A 17,052-nucleotide genomic window follows, 5' to 3' on the forward strand; every position below is an offset into this window, starting at 1 on the left:
AGCCCCCATTTCGAGCGTGGTGCGGCGCAGGGCCCCGGTCGATGCGGAAGCAAGCCTCAGTTGGCTGCAACCTGGCGCCGGCTATTTGCCGGCCTCCTCGTCTACGAAGTGTTCGACCATCTCGGCGAGGATGACGTTGGGGATCTCTCGAAGCTCGAGGATACGTGCCGTGGCCTCATTCGTGGAAGCGGCCTCGATCGTCGCGATGATTCGCCCGCTCTCATCCTCCACGTGGTGGACGTCCGCCCACTCGTGGGCATTGACGGCCGCCCGGGTTTCGTCGATATGCTCGGGACGTGTCGTTACCAGGATGGCTGAAATCATCATGGCCGTTCATTCTCCTCGGGATTCTCGATGTTCCATACCAGCACCCGTGCATCGTTTCCGGCGCTGATCAAATGGTTTCCGCCCGACGTGAACGCGAGGGCCTGGATGGGCGCCGTGTGTCCCGCGAGCTGTTCGAGGATCCGGCCCGTCGGCATTTCGATCAGACCGATCCTGTGATCCTCGAGCGTCGCGGCCAGTCGCGTGCCTGCCGGGTCGATCGCGACAGCGGTGACATAGCGGTCGCCCCGGTAGAGGGTCCGCGGGCTGGGTGGGTCGACCCTTAGATCCCAGTAGAGAATCTGCTTGTCCTTGCTCCCGCTGACCAACGCTCCCTCGTTCGCCCAGCCCAACGAGAAGACGCTATCCCGATGGCCCTCCAGCATCTGGAGTGTCCGGCCGCTTCGCGCGTCCACCACCTGGATACGGCTCGAGCGCAACCCGATGGCCACCCGGCTGCGGTCGGGACTCGAGGCGATCGCATAGATCGGGTCGTAGTCGAGCTGTCTGCGGTAAATCTCCTTGCCGGTGTCGATATCCACAAGCGCGAGTTCTCCGCGCATGCTCCCGAGCAACAGGTGCCGGTCGTCCAGGAATCGGCACGCCAGTACGCTGCCGAAGGTAGGCAAGGGGCGAGGCAACGCCGCGGCCGCAGACCCTTCCAGATCGAAGAGCCAGAGCCGCTCGTCGGAGCTGGCGGCTGCCCCCCGCAGGCCGCCGGGGGAGATGGCGACGCAGGAGACCGTGGCCGGAAGCTCGTGTCCCGGCTCAGGCGGGAGGGAGAGGAGCGCCTCGAGCGTTGTTCCCTTCCGCCAATCGTAGGCCTCGACGCGCCCCGATTGGGTTGCCACGAGCACCCGGTCCCCGCCGAGTGCCGCGTCCAAGATCATGTGATCGGCTCGAAAGGCTCGAGACGCCGCTTCGAACTCGCTTCCTTCCGCCCCCGCTGCGCCTGCGAGCCCCGAGAGCGCTAGAGCCAACGCGAGCCCTCGCGAGAACGGACTCACGTCCGCCGATACCCGAGCTCCCCAAGCGTGATGGCGATCGAGATCTTGGCCATGAACGTGAAGCTGAGAAGTCCCACGCCCCAGACGCCTGCACCCACCATGAGCTCGTTCAAGCTCGGTGTGTATCGATAGACCTCTCCGATGACATCCGGCGTCAACCCGGGCAGCAACAGGCCGAGTCCCTTCTCGACGTAGACCCCCGCAACGGCCAGCACGCACCCCACGAGGAGGAAGCGGATACGGTTGCGAAGGGCGGGGACGACGAAGATGACGAACGCCGTGACGTTGCACGTCAACGCGAATATGGAGTAGCCCGCAATGCCGTAGCCGTCTTCCAGACCAAACCATTGGAAGCGAGCATGGATGACGTGATGACTATGGGAGTAGAACTCCTTGAACACCTCACACCCGAGGAAGAAGAGGTTGATCGCCATGGCGTAGGCCAGCAACTCGCCGATCTTGCGCAACGCGGCGCCCGAAATCTGGACCGGACTGACCTTCCGAAGGATCTGGAAGATCAGCACCAGCAATGCGGGGCCGGAGCAGAAGGCGCTCGCCAGGAAGCGGGGTGCCAGGATGGCGTCATTCCAGAACGGTCTGGCTTTGAGTCCCATGAAGAGGAACGCGGTCACCGTATGGATGCTGATGGCCAGGGGAATGGAGAGGAAGATGATTGGCATGATGAAGGACGGATTGTACTTCCGCCCCGTGTAGCTCATGAACACGAGATAGGTTGCGACGAAGAAGTTGAGGACGAAATAGGCGTTGAGAACGAGGACATCCCATACGAGCAACGAGTAGGGAAAGTTCGGCGTGCCTACGCCTGGCATCATATGCCAGACTTTTTCGGGGCGCCCGATGTCGACGGTTACAAAGAGCATGCACATGATGATGGCGGAGATCGCCAGCAGTTCGCCTAGCAAGGCGACCTCGCGAATGGGTCCCCAGTTGTAGATGTAGGCAGGAATGATCAGGATCACCGCTGCTGCGGCCACTCCGACCAGGAATGCAAAGTTGCCGATGTAGAAGCCCCAGGAGACCGGGTCGCGCATGTTGGACGTGACCAACCCGAAGCTCGCCTGGTTGACGAAGGCGTAGAGCCCGCCAAGGATCATCAGGAGCAGCAAGCCTACCCAGAGCATGTACCCGCGGCTCCCGCTCGCGACGAGAGCCACACTTTCCTTGGTGAAATGCCAGAATTCTGCGAGGTATACCGTCATGCCGGGTTCTCCTCAGCCGTAGAAGTAGAAGAACTTGGGCCGCGTGGCGAGTTCGGATTTCAACACGAAGGTCCGCTTGTGTTTCAGCAGGTAGGAGATCTCGCTATCTGGATCGAGAAGGTTCCCGAATTTGCGCGCTCCCACCGGGCAAGCCTCATGACATGCCGGGTAGCGTCCGTCTCGGACTCGCTGGATGCAGAAGCTGCATTTCTCGACCACTCCGCGTGAGCGCGGCACATTTCCCAGCGGGTGGATGTTCGTGTTCACCTCGTCCGCCGGGATCGTGGGCGCGGCCCAGTTGAAATGCCTCGCGCCGTAGGGGCACGCCGCCATGCAGTACCGGCAGCCGATGCACCAGTCGTAGTCGATCACCACGATGCCGTCGGGCTCTTCCCAGGTTGCCCCGGTCGGGCAGACGTTGGTGCAGGGCGAATCCTCGCATTGCTGGCATGCAATCGGGAGGTACACCATGCCCTCGGCGGGTGCTTGCTCGTGCTCGTAGTACGGGTTCCCTTCGTCGAGTTCGAAACCGCGTACCACGCGTTCGCGCTCGAATTCGAGCACCCGGATCCATTGGATCTCCGGATCGCGGGATTGATTGTTCTCCTGGACGCAGGCATCGACACAGCGCCGGCAGCCGATGCAGCGCGAGATGTCGAGGCCGTAGCCGAAGAGAGTATTGTCGACCGGGCCGGTGGCCTGGACATTGAAAGACTTGCCAAATTTCTTCTCGTACTTCCGAGCCATCCGATCCTTGAGCGCTTCGATCTCCTCGTCGGACATCCGCCGAAAGTTCTTCTGGAAGAACGTCTCGAAGTCGAACGCCTCGGCGGCGGCGGGGACGCCGGCGGCCGCGCCCACCCCAGCGGCCGTCGTGCGCAGGAACTTTCGTCTGGACGCGCCCTTGGCGTCGAGGTGTTCGTCCCGTTCAGGGTTCTTCACGATCGGTTTCCTCCGGCTCGACGTCGGGCTGCCAGGTAACCATGGAAGGCGGAACCGGAGGCGGCTTCGGCTCGATCGGTTTGAACTTCGGCGAATGCGGGTCGTGGCAGGCGACGCAGGTCCAAACCTCCTTGGCGCCCCACCAGTGGCCCGTGCGTTTCCCATGCACGCCGGCCTTCCACTCGTCGAGGCGCTGGCCATGGCATTGGGTGCAGAGCTTCCAGGACTCCTCGAACTCCACGAGGGTTCCGTTGGAGAGGCGGAGGCTGTCGCGATCGCCCGTATCGTGGCAGCGCAGGCACCAGAGGTCGCCGTGGGCGAGCGCGGTCTCTTCGTGATCGTCCTCGAACTCGCGCTGCGTCGGATCCGTCGGCTCACCTTCGTGGCAATCGTTGCAAGGCGCGTAGTCGTCATTCATCTCGGGCGGGGGAAGCAGTACCGGCAGAGGCTCAGGCGGCAGCGTCCTGCTCGGGTAGGAGCGGGCGACATCGGGACCGAAGGCGCAGCGGACCGAGAGCAGTCCAAGAACCAGAACGACGGCCAACCCCAGGACCACCCAGGTGGCTGCTCCTCCAGGCTGGGATTGATCGTCGGCGCCCCCCGGGTCGTCGTCCACCATTGTCAGTCAGCCTCGTCCTCGGCCATCGGGTCGTAACCCTCGGGGACCGGATGTGCGATCTCGGCGACTGCCTTGTCGTAGTCGAAGCCGGTCGTGGTCCCGTCCGCGAGCGTGTACTTCCCCGGATCCCAGGCCGGGCTCTCGTCGTTGTGACAGGTCGTGCAGACCTCGGCGCTTTGGAGGACCAGGCCATTTTCCACCGCGAGATCACGATCGATCATGATCTTCTTCTTGCGGTATTTCGTTCCCGCCCCGTGGCAGGCCTCGCACTGCACCCCATCTTCGATCTTGAACTTCATCCCGAGACGTTCTGCGGGAACACCGTACGCCGTGACGTGGCACTTCACGCAGGCCTCGTCGGTGGTCGGGTCGGCCACACCTGCTTCGGTGGCCCACTCCTTTGCTTGTTCCGAGGAGAGGGTCTGGAACGCCGTGGCGTGGGTCGTCTTTTCCCACGAGCCGATCTGGTTGCCGATCGGTTCCTTCTTGTGGCAGGACCGGCACTTCTTGACGCCACCGTATTTGTGCTCGCCCGCCGGGCCGCCCGCGAAGGCAGGCCCGGCGAGGAGGCACATCATGGCGACGGCGATCGTCATCATCCGAAGCATGGTTTTCTCAGCTCTCCAATCGGCCTAGTAGATGTCGTGCACGGTGTTGTGCACGTTCCACTTGCCGGTCGGGGTGACGAGCCAATCGCCCGTGATCCGCTTCTTCTCCTTCAGGGTCTTGTCGTCATAGACGATGATCTCGCCCTTCTTGTCCCAGACGGAGGTCCAGACCTCGTTGCCTTCCTTGTTGTACTCGAAGTGAACGATCTTGCCGTGCTCCGTAGCCTTCCAGCAGTTGGGCCCGTCGTCGAAAGAGGCTTTCTTGAAGACGCAGATCTTCTGGTTGTCGCCCTCTTCCTTGGCGATGGTGCTGTCCACCCAGATGTTCTCGCTCTCCGGATGCGTCTTCAGGAACAGCCCCGGCCCCATCGTCTCCTGTTCGCGAACCACCTTCCATGCGTGGTCGGGATGGCCCGCAGGATCGGAGCCGAAGACCGTGATCTTGCCCTCGCCCAGGTGGGTGGTGGCACTCACGGGGCCAAATTCAGGATCGACCCAGTTTGCGCCGCGTCCCGGATGAGGCTTTACGCCCGTCTCGAATTTCGCGACGAACTTCTTTTCCTTCGTGTCGATGACGACCATCTGGTCACGCATGTTGGCCGCGATCAGCAGGTAGCGCTTGGTCGCATCCCAGCCACCATCGTGGAGGAACCGCTCGGAAGCGATCTGGGTCATCTTGAGATTGTCCAGGTCGGAGTAGTCCACCAACCAGACCATTCCGGTTTCCTTGATCGCTACGACCCACTCCGAGTCCGCGTGGGACGCGACGATCGTCGCAACCCGGGGCTCCGGGTGATACTCGTTCGTGTCATAGGTCGACGAGCGTGTGGAGATGACCTTCTTCGGCTCCAGCGTCTGTCCGTCGAGGACGACCATCTGCGGCGGCCAGTAGCAGCCCACGACCGCGAGAGAGTCCTCGAAGTCGCCCTTCGGGCCCTTGTACTTGGACACGTCGATCGAGCGGGCATCCAGGCACGTGCGCACGGAGGCGACGACCTTGGGCTTGTCCGAGTAGAGATCGATCAGGTTGACGACGCCGTCGCGGCCGATCGTGTAGAAGTATCGGCCTGTCGCCGAGGCACGGAAGATGTGCACGGCGAACCCGGTATCGAGTACTTCGACGAGTTCCTTCGTGTCTCCATCGATGATCGCGCCCTTGCCGGCATCGCGAAGGATGAAGCCGAAGTAGTTCTGGATGTCCCGGTCATGCTCCGGCTTCGTCGGCCGAGCCTCGACAGGAACGATGACCTTGTGGCTTTCCGCCATCGCCTTCAGGCCCATCTCGGGCGGAATCGGAGCCGGAATCTGGACGAATTTCGCCATCAGCGCCGTCTCGGCCTTCGTCATTTCACCGGTTCGACCCCAGCCGGGCATGCCGGCCTCGGTCCCGTCGAAGATCACTTCCTCGAGCTCGGGGAGGGTCTTCTTCAACATCTTCTCGTCGCTGATGTTGGGGCCCGTCGCTCCCTTGCGGAGGGCGCCGTGACATCCCGAGCATCGGTCGAAATAGATGAATTCGGCCTTGTCGAAGTCCTCTTCGCTCAGCTTCGGTGCGGCTTCGGCGCTTACGACCTGTGCGGCCAATGGCACCCATGCCATCAGGACAAGGCAGCTCAACGCGTTCAACCACCAGTTGGAATGAATTCGGCTCATGATCTGGGTCTCCCTGGTTCGATGGGCTGGATCGGTGCAACTCCTATGCCCGCATGCTCCTCCGCTCGCTGGTCGGGAGGGCCAATCCAGAAAGCCCAGCTTTGATGGGCATTCAGGCCATCAAGGAGATGGAAATGGGCCCCGGGGAGGGCCCGGCCAGTTGCCTCCGGGCGAGGAAGAACGACCCGGAATAACCGGTAGTGGGTCGAAATGCAGCAGTCAGCCACTTCGCGCGGCCGATCGAGGCCAGCTCGGGCTGGCATTGCGTTTGCGTCTGGACCCAGGTGGGCCTTCGAAGTGGGCTCCGCTTTCAGTGGGGGTTTTGGGCACCATGGTTTCAGTCGAAGCACATCAGAAGAGGCTCGAGGAGCGACGCCGGAAGATCGGTCGCCGGGTCGGGCGGATCACCGATGATCTGCGCCGCACCCCGGATCCGGATTCAGAGGAACGGGCCACGGAGGCGGAGAACGACGAAGTCCTGGAGGGCCTCGACGCCGCGGGCCGGCAGGAGTTCGATGCCATCGAAGCGGCACTCTTGCGAATCGCTGCCGGTACCTTTGGCACCTGCGCCCAATGCGGCGGTGCGATCGACGAGCGCCGTCTCGAAGTGATTCCGCACACGCCAACCTGCGTCGATTGCGCCAGCTGACATCATTTTTCAGGCCCCGACATGTTCGACCGGAATCTTGATTCCCGTGCCGGTCTAGCCTTCGATCCCGTCGACGCGGTACCCGCCCGCGAGGTCGATTTCGAAACCGTGTTGGCGCAGTAGATCTTTGGCGATGGTGAGTTGTTGGATTTCACTCGTTCCGCCACCGACCGTCCAGAGCTTGATATCGCGGAACAACCGCTCCGGAGCATGCTCTCGGAGATAACCCGCGCCGCCCATGATCTGCATCGCGTCGAGCGCGGCACTGGCGGCCTTTTCGGTCGCATACCATTTGGCGGCACTGACTTTCCGCTCCGTCAGGTCTCCGTCCTTTTGTGCACGGATCAACTCGAACATCGAATTGCGAACGTTCTCGAGGGAAACGTACATACGGCCGAGTTTCTGTTGTGTGAGCTGAAACGCCGCGATGGGTTTTCCGAACTGAACCCGCTGGGTCGCATGCCTGACCGCTTCTTCGAGGCTGCGCTCGATCACACCCAGACACATCGCGACGATGACCGCGCGCTCGCCGCTCAATGTCTGTTCCGCAGTGGCGCGGGCGGGGCGATCCGGATCTCCCAGGAGATTCTCGCGGGGTACGCGCACGTCGTCGAGGAAGATGTCGCCCGTGGGAGAAGCATGCATGCCGAATTTCTGCAGCGGCGGCCCGGTCGTCAGGCCGTCCGTTCCGCGTTCTACGACAACGGGATAGATGCGTCGTTTGTCGCGCGAATCGCCTCCCTCGAGGCGTGCATAGATGAGCAGCACCTCGGCTTCCGGAGCGTTGGAGGAGAAAGCCTTGCTGCCATTCAGCACGACCTCGTCGCCCTCGATGCGCGCAGTCGTTTTCAGGGCAAAGGCGTCGGAGCCACTCTCAGGCTCGGTCAGCGCCCAACAACCCGCTTTCTTCAGCGAGAGCACGGGCATGCCGCAGCGCTGGATCAGTTCGGCGGAGCCTCGGGTGAGGATCGTCGCTCCGCAGCCGAAATTCGAAACGACGGAGAGCGCAAGACCCGGGCTCACGCGGGCGAGTTCCTTGGAGATGATGGCCGGGACAGCCGGGTCGGCGATGGCACCGGAGGTGATCAACCCCTCGATGTCGAGGGCATCGGACATTTCGCCCATGATTTCGAATGGCGAGAGGCTGCCGGCTTCGAGTTCGGGGATGCGTGGCTCGATTTCGCGATTGCAGAAATCGCGGATCACGGACTCCATGACTTGTTGGGTTTCGTCGAATTCCACAATTCCCCCTGGGCGTTCCTGCGCAGAGCGCAATCGGGAAGAGCGCAATCATACTCATCTCCGCCGACTGGCGGGTTTCTCCAGCCGAACGGATCTGGCCCTAGGTGTGAAAGGTCTCGGCGATTGCGGTTGCGTAGAAGAACGCCTTCTCCGGGCCGAGGCCGTACGCCGGGGGGACGATGCAGATCGAATCGGCCAGGCCATCGAGCTTGCCGATCCGCTCGCGCACCTTTTCGGGCTCTCCGACGCTGACGAAGGCGCGCACCATTTCGTCGGGAACCAGGTGCGCGACGCTCATGTAGTCGCCTCGTTGGACACCCTCCTGGAGCTTGCGCGCGACATCGAGGAAGCCGTGTGCCTCGAAGAAGGATTCGTATTGCTTCACGCCGCCGTAGAACGCGATCGTCGGCCGTGAATCCTCGATGGCCTCGGCCTCGTTGGGATTGGGCGCCGCCCAGGGCCAGATATTGACCTCGATGTCGCTGCGGCCCCGGCCGGCGGCTTCGAGAGCCCGGTCGAGTTCCGGAGCCATCGATTCCTTTGCCCACTCGATCGACCACATCGGGTGGCCGATCAGGCCGTCCGCGACCTGTGCCGCCATCCGGACCATCGGGGCTCGTAGGGCGGCGACCCAGATTGGAATCTCCTCGCGCAGCGGCGCTGCCGTCGGCTGGAGTTCCTTGAAATCCGCCTGGTAGTACTCGCCTTCGAAGGGCTCGAGCCCCTTGTGAGCACCGCTCACGATGTGGCGAATGGCTTCTACCGTTTCCCTCAGGTGCGTGACGGGCTTGTGCACGGGTGCGCCAAAGACTCCGTGGGACCATGCTTGCACACTCGCGCCGACGCCCAATGTGAAACGTCCACCGGAGATCCGATCCATGTCGATGGCGGCCATGGCCGTCTCGAAGGGGCTTCGGGCAGCCGCGATGGCGATGCCACTGGCCAATTGCAAGCGCTCCGTCACACCGGCCGCGACAGCCAGGGGTAGGAAGGGTGGGCCCATGACCTGCGGCGCGAAGCAACCATGGATTCCCCTGGCTTCGGCCTGGCGGGCCATTTCGACGAGAATCGGGGCGGGGAGCGGCTGCAGCACACTCCAGTGTCGCGGGCTCGAGGGTTCGCTGTTCGTCATCGATTGCCTCCCGGCGTTGTCATGCAGGCTTCAGTTCTTCCGACTCATCCGTTCGATCCCACCGAGGAAGAGCTCGGTGGCAAATGTGGTTGCCTTCTCCACGTCGGCCTTCGTGCGTACGCAATGGATCGCCAGCTCACTCGCTACACCGATGGCGGCCAGGGCGACGAGATCGAAATCCATCGCGGGCACGACGCCCTCCTTCGCCTTGGAGCGAAGATCCTTCGTGAGATCGGCGATCGCCGGCTCCAATGCCTTGTGAGACATCAGTTCTTCGATCTCTCCGGCGTTGCGTGTCAGCAGCGCCAGGACCATTTCGTCCTCGACGAAGATTTCGAAGCAGATCCTGAACGCGGATCGCAGCAGGTCTTCCAGCGTTTCTGCGGCTTCGCGGGCTTCGTGGACGCGTCTTCGGAGTTCGATCTGGAAATCGCCGATGAGCTCGTGGAGCAGGGCTTCCTTGTCGGGGAAGTAGTTGTAGAAGGTGCCGCTGGCCAGGTCGGTACGGCGAGTGATGTCACGCACGGTCGTGGCACCGAATCCCAGTTCGCAGAAGGCATCGTGGGCAGCCCGGAGGATTTCCGCCCGATTGCGCGCGGCATTGCGTGCACGCTTGCCGATCTCGACCTCGCCGTCTTCCTCGTGGCGGCGCGACGGCGTACTCCGTCCGCTCAAGATCGCTCGACGAAGACGTTATCCGCATCCTTGGAGAAAGCGGCCAGGAGAAAGCGCTCCTGGGGTTTCTCGGAGGCCGTCTTGGGAATTTCGTCGACGACCTGGAGGTAGGAAGGTACGAAGTTCGATTCCAGGGCAGTGCGACATGCTTCGAAGACGGCCGCGGGAGAAAAGCCGGCGGCATCCGTCGGTACGATGGCCGCGACGACGTCCTTCTCTCCCGGAGCGCCAGAGGCAGCCTCGACCCCATAGATGAAGACGTCCGTGACTGAGGGCACCTCCGCGATCGCCTTCTCGACGAAACTGATGTTGACGAAATCGCCGTTATGGCGGATTCCTCCGCCCTTTCGGTAGTCGAAGTAGAACCAGCCCTCGGCATCGGTATGGCCGATGTCGCCGCTACGAAGCCAGCCGCCGCGGGTCTTCTTCTCCGAAGCCGACGGATTCTCGTGGTACTCGACGCTCGCGCCGCTGCCATCCATCGGCCGCGAGCAGATCTCACCCTGAACGCCGGCCGGGCATTCCTGGTCGTTTTCGTCGAGGACCTTCATCTCGAGCCCCGGGGCCGGCTTCCCGAAGGAACCCATCGGGCCCGTGCCGCCCGGGTTGAAGGCGAGCCCGCCCTCGATGGCGCCGTACCATTCGAAGATCTCTACCTGGAAGCGTTCCGCGAACGATTCCCAGATGGCTGCCGGCATTCCGGCGCTCATCACGCGGCGAACCGGATTGTCGCCGTCGTTCGGCTTTCGCGGTTCCGAGTAGATGGCCGTGGCCATGCCGCCGAGCAGCGAAAAGCTGGTGCAGCCTCGCGTGCGACACACGTCCCAGAGCTTCGACTTCGTGAACTTCCGGCTGAAGACGCCGCGAAGACTCATCGCCAGCGACGGACCGAGCGTCACGGCCTGGGCATTCCCGTGGGTGAGCGAGAGGCCCGTGTAGGGGCGCTCGTCCGGCTGGTAGCCCGCGATCAATCCGACGCCGGCATAGGAGCCAAAGCGGGCATTGGGGAAGACGACGCCCTTCGGGTCGCCGGTCGTTCCAGAGGTGTAGATGATCTGCAGGGGATCGTTCGGACCCTCGAGGCGGACATCCACCGTCGATGCCGGCTTGGAAAGCACTTCGGCGAGTGAGTCGACACCTCGGGCTTCCGAGAGCGGAAGGAGGTCCTTCCCTTCCCCGGATTCGAGGGCCAGGACCCATGCGATGTCCGCATTGTCCTTCTGCGCCGAGACGATCTCGCGCAGGGCGTAGTCACCGCATACCGCACCGTGGCAGCCGGCGTTGCGCAACATGTACGCCAGCTTCTCGCCCTTCGTCCGAGGGTCGATCGGCACGAAGACACAGCCGGTGATGGAGGCGGCGATCATCGCCTCCACGAACTCCGGGTGGTTGCGCATCATCAGGGCGAAACGATCGCCGCGCTCCATGCCACGCTCGATCAGTGCTGCCGCAAGCCGGTTGCCGTTCGTCGTCAGCTCCGAGTAGGTGCGAACCTCGTCCGGCGTCGCGTCACCGTCGAGGCTCAGGTGCTCGAAGGTGAGGACGTCGAGGTCGGGCTTCTGTTCGGCGCGGATCTGCACCAGATCCGCCAGGATCATTTCACTGCGTTCGCGCATGCTTCCCTCTTCAGGACTGGAGAATCGTCACGACCATCGCGGCAACATCAGGGCCGATGTTGCCTCCGCCATTCTGGGCCAGCCCGACGCGGGCTCCCTCGACCTGGCGGTCTCCGGAGCGTCCCTGCAACTGCTCGGCCAGCTCGACGATCTGGGCGATGCCCGTAGCACCCACGGGATGGCCCTTGCGAAGCAAGCCGCCCGAGGTGTTGACCGGCAGGCGCCCGCCGAGGCGCGTTGTGCCGTCGCTGACCAGCTTGCCGCCCTCACCCTTCGGGCAGAGCCCCAGGTACTCGTAGGCCATGACCTCGGCCGGGGCCGAGGCGTCGTGCAATTCAACGACGCTCAGGTCTTCCGGGCCCACGCCGGCCTCTTCGTAGGCCGTTCGCGAGCAGACCTCGCCCGCACCGTCCTCGCCGTACTCGTGATCCCAACCGGAACGCAGCACGCTCGAGGTGATCTTCACGGGTTTCTGGATGCCGAGCTCGCGCGCCTTGGCTTCGCTGACGAGCACGACCGCAGCCGCGCCGTCGCCGATCGGCGAGCACATGGGGCGCGTCAGAGGCTCGGCAATCATCGGAGAGGCCAGCACGTCTTCGATGGACAGAGCCTCCCGAAACTGCGCCCGCGGGTTCATGCTTCCGTGGAAGGAGTTCTTCGCCGAGACGCCGGCGAATTGCTCGACGGTGGTTCCATAGTTGGCCATGTGTCCGCGTGCGGCGGCGGCGTAGATGTCCATGAACATCGAGCGCTTTTCGCCCGCGCCGGAAGCGCCGCTCTTGGCACCGCTCTCCTTCGCACTCTCCTGCAGGCGCTTCATGATCCCTTGCATGGCCTCGACATCCACCGCGCCGCTGAACGCCGCAAAGGACTTCCGCTTGTCCGCGTGGTAGAGCTTCTCGACGCCCAGCGCGAGAACGACGTCGTAGAGACCGGCGGACACCATCGCGGCTGCTTCGTGAAGTGCCGTCGAGGAGCTTGCGCAGGCATTCTCCACGTTCACGACCGGCAGCTTGCCGAGGCCGATCGAGCGAAGGATGACCTGGCCGCGGATACATTCCTGACCCGTAACGAGGCCGGCGGCCGCGTTGCCGACATAGGCCGCTTGCAGATCGTCCAGGCCGAGGCCGGAATCGGCGATGGCCAGCTGGACCGCGTCGGCACCCAGGGCCTTGAGACCCGTTTCCATATGCTTTCCGAAGGGCGTCATCCCGACACCCGCGATGACCGCGTTCAGTTTCATCCGTTCACTCCTATGTTCTCGCCCCGGATCCGATGAGCCGGCTCAAAGCAGGCCGTGCCCCTTTACGCCGAGGGCATTCTTCAAGTATTCGAGTTCTTCCTCGCGCCAGGCTGTTGGTGACTGGCTCTGGATCAATCCGTCCGCTTCGAGTTCGTCGAGCACTTCCTGGGAGCGCGGGAACGCATTCCCATAGCCATTCATGTGGAAGAGCTTGTCGAAAGGCTGGCGAGGGCGCTGGCCGCCCGCCTCCGGGCTCTCGGCCGGGTAGCCCACCGTCTGCAGGAGTAGCACGCGACAGGATTCCGGCAGCCCCAGGTTCTCGCGAATCTGCTCGCCGTGAGGCGTCCCCAGGCAGCAGGTTCCGAGCCCCTGTTCGAACGCCATCAACGTGGCCTGGGCGATGCCCTGTCCACAGTCGATTTCATTCATGCCCGGCTCCTTGAACTGCTCGAGGAGCGATGAGAAGATCGGGATGATCTGCTCCTCGAGGGCCTTCTCCTTGCCTTCGCCAAAGCCGAGGGCACCGGCCTTCAACAGCTCGCGAAGCCTGTCCGATTGCTCGTCGACCGCTGCCGTCTCCAGGTACCAGACGATCACGACCGGAGCGATGCGGATCTGGAAGCCGGCGATCGGTGCGAGCAGCGCGTCCCTCACCTCCTGCGAAGCCGTGTCCTTGAAGACGACCACGGCGCGCAGGCTCTGCACGTTCCCCCAATGAGAGGCAATGCGCGCGGCTTCCAGCATGCGCTGGATCTTCTCGGGCTCGACGGGCTTGTAAGGCAGCAGGAAGCGTATGGATCGCCTGTTGCCGATGACCTGCCTGAGTTCCATTTCCTGATCTCCTCTCCCTCTGGGTTCCGTTCCTCGGCGATCTAGAGCTTTTCAGCTCCGACCAGGCTGAGGATGTCGTTGCAACCGTCCTCGATCATCGAGGCACGGGCGTCTCTGAGCAGCTTCTCGATGGGGTACTCACGGGTCAGCCCATTTCCACCAAAGATCTGCAGGGCGTCGCTCGCAACCTCGAACGCGGTCTGCGTGCAGTAGGTCTTCGATGCGATCGAGTACTGGAGCAAGGGCGGCTGCGTCGAGTTGTAGAGCGCCACGCGTCGGGCGAGCGAACGGGCTGCTTCTACGCGACTGAACATCCGGAAGATCTTCGCCTTCACGCTCTGGTGCTCGAAGATCGGCACGCCTCCCTGGATGCGCTCTTTCGAGTAGGCGAGCGCATGCTCGAAAGCCGCGCTGGCGACGCCCACGAAGATGCTTCCCATGGCCGCGTTCGCGGTCGCGAGCACCATTTCGACGATCCCGCTGTAGGCGTCCGCGCCCACGACCATGTAATCGGCCGGAATCCGCACGTCGTCGAAGAAGATCTCGCCCTGGTTGAGGGCCCGCTGCCCGAGCTTGTCCAGCGGCTTGCCCCGGGAGACACCCGGCAAGTCCAGGGGCACCAGCGCAACGCCGCCCCCCTTGAAACCCCGGCTCGGATCGATCGTGCAGAAGAGCGTGGCCACCGTGGCGATGGTTCCGTTCGAGACCCACGCCGCCTTCTGGCCCCGAATCACGTACTCGTCGCCATCCAGGGTCGCGGTGCAGTTCGCACGGATCGACCCCTCTGGAACTTTCAACTCACCGAAGGCGAGCGTATCGCTGCCGTGGTCCGGCTCGGTGATCGCCCAGCAGCCGATCTCTTTGCTCTCCGGCGGCGCGAAGCGCTCGACGAGCTCGGGCTTTCCGGACAGCCCCGCAAACATGGTAGGGAAGCCCATCACGCCGAGGCTGATCGCGAGTCCGGCATCTCCCCAACCAAGCTGCTCGTTCACCAGATACCGGACCCGGGCCGCCGCGATCGGATCGACTTCCCCGTCGCCCGCCTCGAACATGCCGATGCCGAGCTCCCGGTATCTCTCGAACACATTCCACAACACCGAATCGCTCGCGATCACATCCGAGGGATCCGCGAGACGATCGAGCTCGAGGCCCGCTGGCCGCATGACCTCCTCGGCGAACTTGTGGGTCATGTCGCGGACGGCCCTCTCCTCTTCGGAGAGGCCAACGTCGATGTCTTCCATGGGCATGAGATCCTCCCGAGGGCGATGCCAGTCGCCATCGGCATTCAACACGAAGATGACACCTGCGTCAAGTTTCGAATTGGAAATAGTTCACCCGATCCCGACCGGGCCGATCGCCCACCGCAGGGCGGGAGTAGGAGACGTGCATGAACGAGCAGTGGCGAGCTCGCCCTGAGATCCACTGACGAGCGCCCGCCTCACGAGGCCTACACACAGCGCATCGCGTGCGGGTCGGCTCCTTTCACCAGTCGTCAGATCACCCCTCTGAGCCGAGGGCCTGGATCCCTACCTGCCGACCTCGAGGACCGCTGCGCCTCGAATGCGATCCTCGGCAAGATCGAGGAGCGCCTCGTTCGCGCGCTCCAACGGATAGGAGAGGGTGTGGGGGCGGATGGGAATCTCTTCCGCAAGGCGTAACAACGCACGCGCATCCTCACGTGTGTTGGCGGTGACGCTCACCAACTGGCGCTCCTGGAACAGGTGTCGGGCGTAGTCGAGGGCCGGGATCTGGCTCAGGTGGATGCCGGCAACGGCGAGGGTGGCGCCTCGATCGAGCGCTTCGAGTGCGGGCGGCACGAGCGTCCCGACGGGCGCAAACAGGATCGCGCCATCGAGTCGCTCGGGCATCGGCTCGTTCGCGTCGCCGACCCATTCGGCCCCCATCTCCCGAGCCAGCGCCTGATGGCGGCCTCCGCGGCTCGCTACGTAGACGCGACAGCGATGCTGGCGTGCGATCTGGAGCACGATGTGGGCGGAGCCGCCAAAGCCGTAGAGTCCCAGGCGTCCACCCGGCTTGACCCTCGATCGAACCCAGGCGCGGTAGCCGATGACGCCGGCGCATAGGAGCGGTGCCAGCTGGGTTGGGTCGGCGTCCTCCGGCAGCCGATGAACGAATTCCGCCGGGGCGATCACGGCCTCCGCATAGCCACCATCACAATCCCAGCCGGTGAAGGCGGGCTTCAGGCACAGGTTCTCATCGCCTCGAAGGCAGAAGCGGCATTGGCCGCAGCTGCGATGCAACCACGCGACGCCGACCCTCTCGCCTAGCCTGGGTTCGGTCACCCCGGCACCGAGTGCCTCCACACGTCCCACCACCTCGTGACCCGGGATCACATGGGGACGGCGAACGCCCAGATCTCCCTCGACCACGTGGAGGTCGGTGCGACATACGCCGCATGCCTCGACCCGCACGCGAAGCTCACCCGGGCCAGGCTGGGGCAAAGGACGTTCGGCCAGGCGCAGCGGCTCTTCCGCCACAGGCCGGGGCTCATCGAGCTCCATCACGCGCATGCGCATCCGTTAGCACGCCCCCGGACGAGGGGACACCCGGACCGAAACGCAGGATCATCAACTTCTGCCAGACCTTTCGGGAGAGCCCGGTGGTCAGCGCTTCCACGTCACCCGCCGAGGCGATGACCGCCGAATCTTCGAAATCGCGTGCGTAGACCGCGGCCAACTTTCCGATCAAGGCGAAGATCTCACTGCAATAGTCCAGGTACCGGGAGATCTCGAAGGCCGACATGGCCTGGCTGGGAGAGGAGGCCGTCGCCACGAAGCTGGCGTCGAGCACGCGCTGGGGGTCCTTCGTCAGCTGGCGCATGTCGACGACGTGGGCGAGGGCGCGCAGTTCGTGGATGGCGGCGAGGGCTTTCCTCCGCTGCAGGCGTCGCTCCGCGCTGAGCAGGAAGATCGCGGCGCCGCCGAAGAGCAGCATCACGTTGATCCCGCCCTCCGTCACCTGGATCAGCGCGGGCAATGCGAAACCTGCGCTGGGCATGTGGGAGGAGGAGATGGCGATGACCAGGGTGGCGACGAGCAGGAAGCCCAGCACTCCGATCGCGATCCGCAGGGGAAGATTGGGCTTCGCGATCTCCTCCGATCGCTGCTGAACCTCCCTGGCGACGCGCACGAGCTCTCCCGCAGCGTCCTCGAGCCCCGACGCGTGGAAACGTTCGCCAATGCGACGGGCCAGCACCTCGGCTGCGTCCGCGATCGATTGCGGATCAAGGCTGCGATACACCGGCGCCCTCGAATCCGGACCCACGGCCGC

The 17,052-nt window shown here is 63.7% G+C and carries 16 protein-coding genes; 1 reads left to right on the top strand and 15 read right to left on the bottom strand.

All coding sequences use genetic code 11. The annotated features are described in order from the left end of the window. Nucleotides 1-81 precede the first annotated feature (81 nt). The 6 genes from GY937_01825 to GY937_01850 form a co-directional block, all read right to left on the bottom strand. Nucleotides 82-327: a chaperone NapD gene (locus GY937_01825; protein MCP5055442.1), complete on the bottom strand. Its 246-nt coding sequence runs from the start codon at nt 325-327 to the stop codon at nt 82-84. Further along, nucleotides 324-1,331: a PQQ-binding-like beta-propeller repeat protein gene (locus GY937_01830; GenBank protein MCP5055443.1), complete on the bottom strand. Its 1,008-nt coding sequence runs from the start codon at nt 1,329-1,331 to the stop codon at nt 324-326. Before GY937_01830 ends, GY937_01825 begins: the two co-directional genes overlap by 4 nt. Further along, nucleotides 1,328-2,551 carry a polysulfide reductase NrfD gene (nrfD, locus tag GY937_01835; protein ID MCP5055444.1) on the bottom strand — a complete coding sequence of 408 codons (1,224 nt, stop codon included), beginning with the start codon at nt 2,549-2,551 and terminating at the stop codon, nt 1,328-1,330. Before nrfD ends, GY937_01830 begins: the two co-directional genes overlap by 4 nt. Nucleotides 2,552-2,563: 12 nt before the next feature. Beyond that, the gene (locus tag GY937_01840; GenBank protein MCP5055445.1) at nt 2,564-3,658 is read right to left on the bottom strand and encodes a 4Fe-4S dicluster domain-containing protein; all 1,095 of its coding nucleotides are present in this window, start codon (nt 3,656-3,658) and stop codon (nt 2,564-2,566) included. Between the two features lie 456 nt (nt 3,659-4,114). Further along, nucleotides 4,115-4,711 (bottom strand): cytochrome C554, encoded by a 597-nt coding sequence (locus tag GY937_01845; protein ID MCP5055446.1) that lies wholly within the window; start codon nt 4,709-4,711, stop codon nt 4,115-4,117. A 33-nt stretch (nt 4,712-4,744) separates the two neighbouring features. After that, entirely contained in the window at nt 4,745-6,373 is a 1,629-nt protein-coding gene (locus GY937_01850) for a nitrite reductase (GenBank protein ID MCP5055447.1), read from the bottom strand. 331 nt (nt 6,374-6,704) lie between these two features. Here GY937_01850 and GY937_01855 point away from each other — a divergent pair, with 331 nt between their 5' ends. After that, complete coding sequence (locus GY937_01855) at nt 6,705-7,022, top strand: TraR/DksA family transcriptional regulator (protein ID MCP5055448.1); 318 nt, start codon at nt 6,705-6,707, stop codon at nt 7,020-7,022. Between the two features lie 54 nt (nt 7,023-7,076). On the opposite strand, the gene GY937_01860 is transcribed toward GY937_01855, so the two are convergent. The 9 genes from GY937_01860 to GY937_01900 form a co-directional block, all read right to left on the bottom strand. After that, complete coding sequence (locus tag GY937_01860) at nt 7,077-8,264, bottom strand: hypothetical protein (protein ID MCP5055449.1); 1,188 nt, start codon at nt 8,262-8,264, stop codon at nt 7,077-7,079. 100 nt (nt 8,265-8,364) lie between these two features. Next, nucleotides 8,365-9,396 carry an LLM class flavin-dependent oxidoreductase gene (locus tag GY937_01865; protein MCP5055450.1) on the bottom strand — a complete coding sequence of 344 codons (1,032 nt, stop codon included), beginning with the start codon at nt 9,394-9,396 and terminating at the stop codon, nt 8,365-8,367. Between the two features lie 30 nt (nt 9,397-9,426). Then, the gene (locus GY937_01870; GenBank protein MCP5055451.1) at nt 9,427-10,071 is read right to left on the bottom strand and encodes a TetR/AcrR family transcriptional regulator; all 645 of its coding nucleotides are present in this window, start codon (nt 10,069-10,071) and stop codon (nt 9,427-9,429) included. Next, nucleotides 10,068-11,687 carry an ATP-dependent acyl-CoA ligase gene (locus GY937_01875; protein ID MCP5055452.1) on the bottom strand — a complete coding sequence of 540 codons (1,620 nt, stop codon included), beginning with the start codon at nt 11,685-11,687 and terminating at the stop codon, nt 10,068-10,070. Before GY937_01875 ends, GY937_01870 begins: the two co-directional genes overlap by 4 nt. Nucleotides 11,688-11,697: 10 nt before the next feature. Continuing rightward, on the bottom strand, nt 11,698-12,930 hold the full coding sequence (locus GY937_01880) for a thiolase family protein (protein ID MCP5055453.1): 1,233 nt from the start codon (nt 12,928-12,930) through the stop codon (nt 11,698-11,700). 42 nt (nt 12,931-12,972) lie between these two features. Then, complete coding sequence (locus tag GY937_01885) at nt 12,973-13,761, bottom strand: hypothetical protein (GenBank protein ID MCP5055454.1); 789 nt, start codon at nt 13,759-13,761, stop codon at nt 12,973-12,975. A 41-nt stretch (nt 13,762-13,802) separates the two neighbouring features. Further along, the gene (locus tag GY937_01890; GenBank protein ID MCP5055455.1) at nt 13,803-15,008 is read right to left on the bottom strand and encodes an acyl-CoA dehydrogenase family protein; all 1,206 of its coding nucleotides are present in this window, start codon (nt 15,006-15,008) and stop codon (nt 13,803-13,805) included. Between the two features lie 279 nt (nt 15,009-15,287). Next, nucleotides 15,288-16,292, bottom strand: coding sequence for a zinc-dependent alcohol dehydrogenase family protein (locus GY937_01895; GenBank protein MCP5055456.1), 1,005 nt, complete (start codon nt 16,290-16,292; stop codon nt 15,288-15,290). Next, nucleotides 16,270-17,022 (bottom strand): hypothetical protein, encoded by a 753-nt coding sequence (locus GY937_01900; GenBank protein MCP5055457.1) that lies wholly within the window; start codon nt 17,020-17,022, stop codon nt 16,270-16,272. The genes GY937_01895 and GY937_01900 overlap by 23 nt, the downstream gene beginning before the upstream one ends. Nucleotides 17,023-17,052: the final 30 nt, after the last annotated feature.

This window comes from bacterium (assembly GCA_024228115.1).
GTDB lineage: Bacteria > Myxococcota_A > UBA9160 > UBA9160 > UBA6930.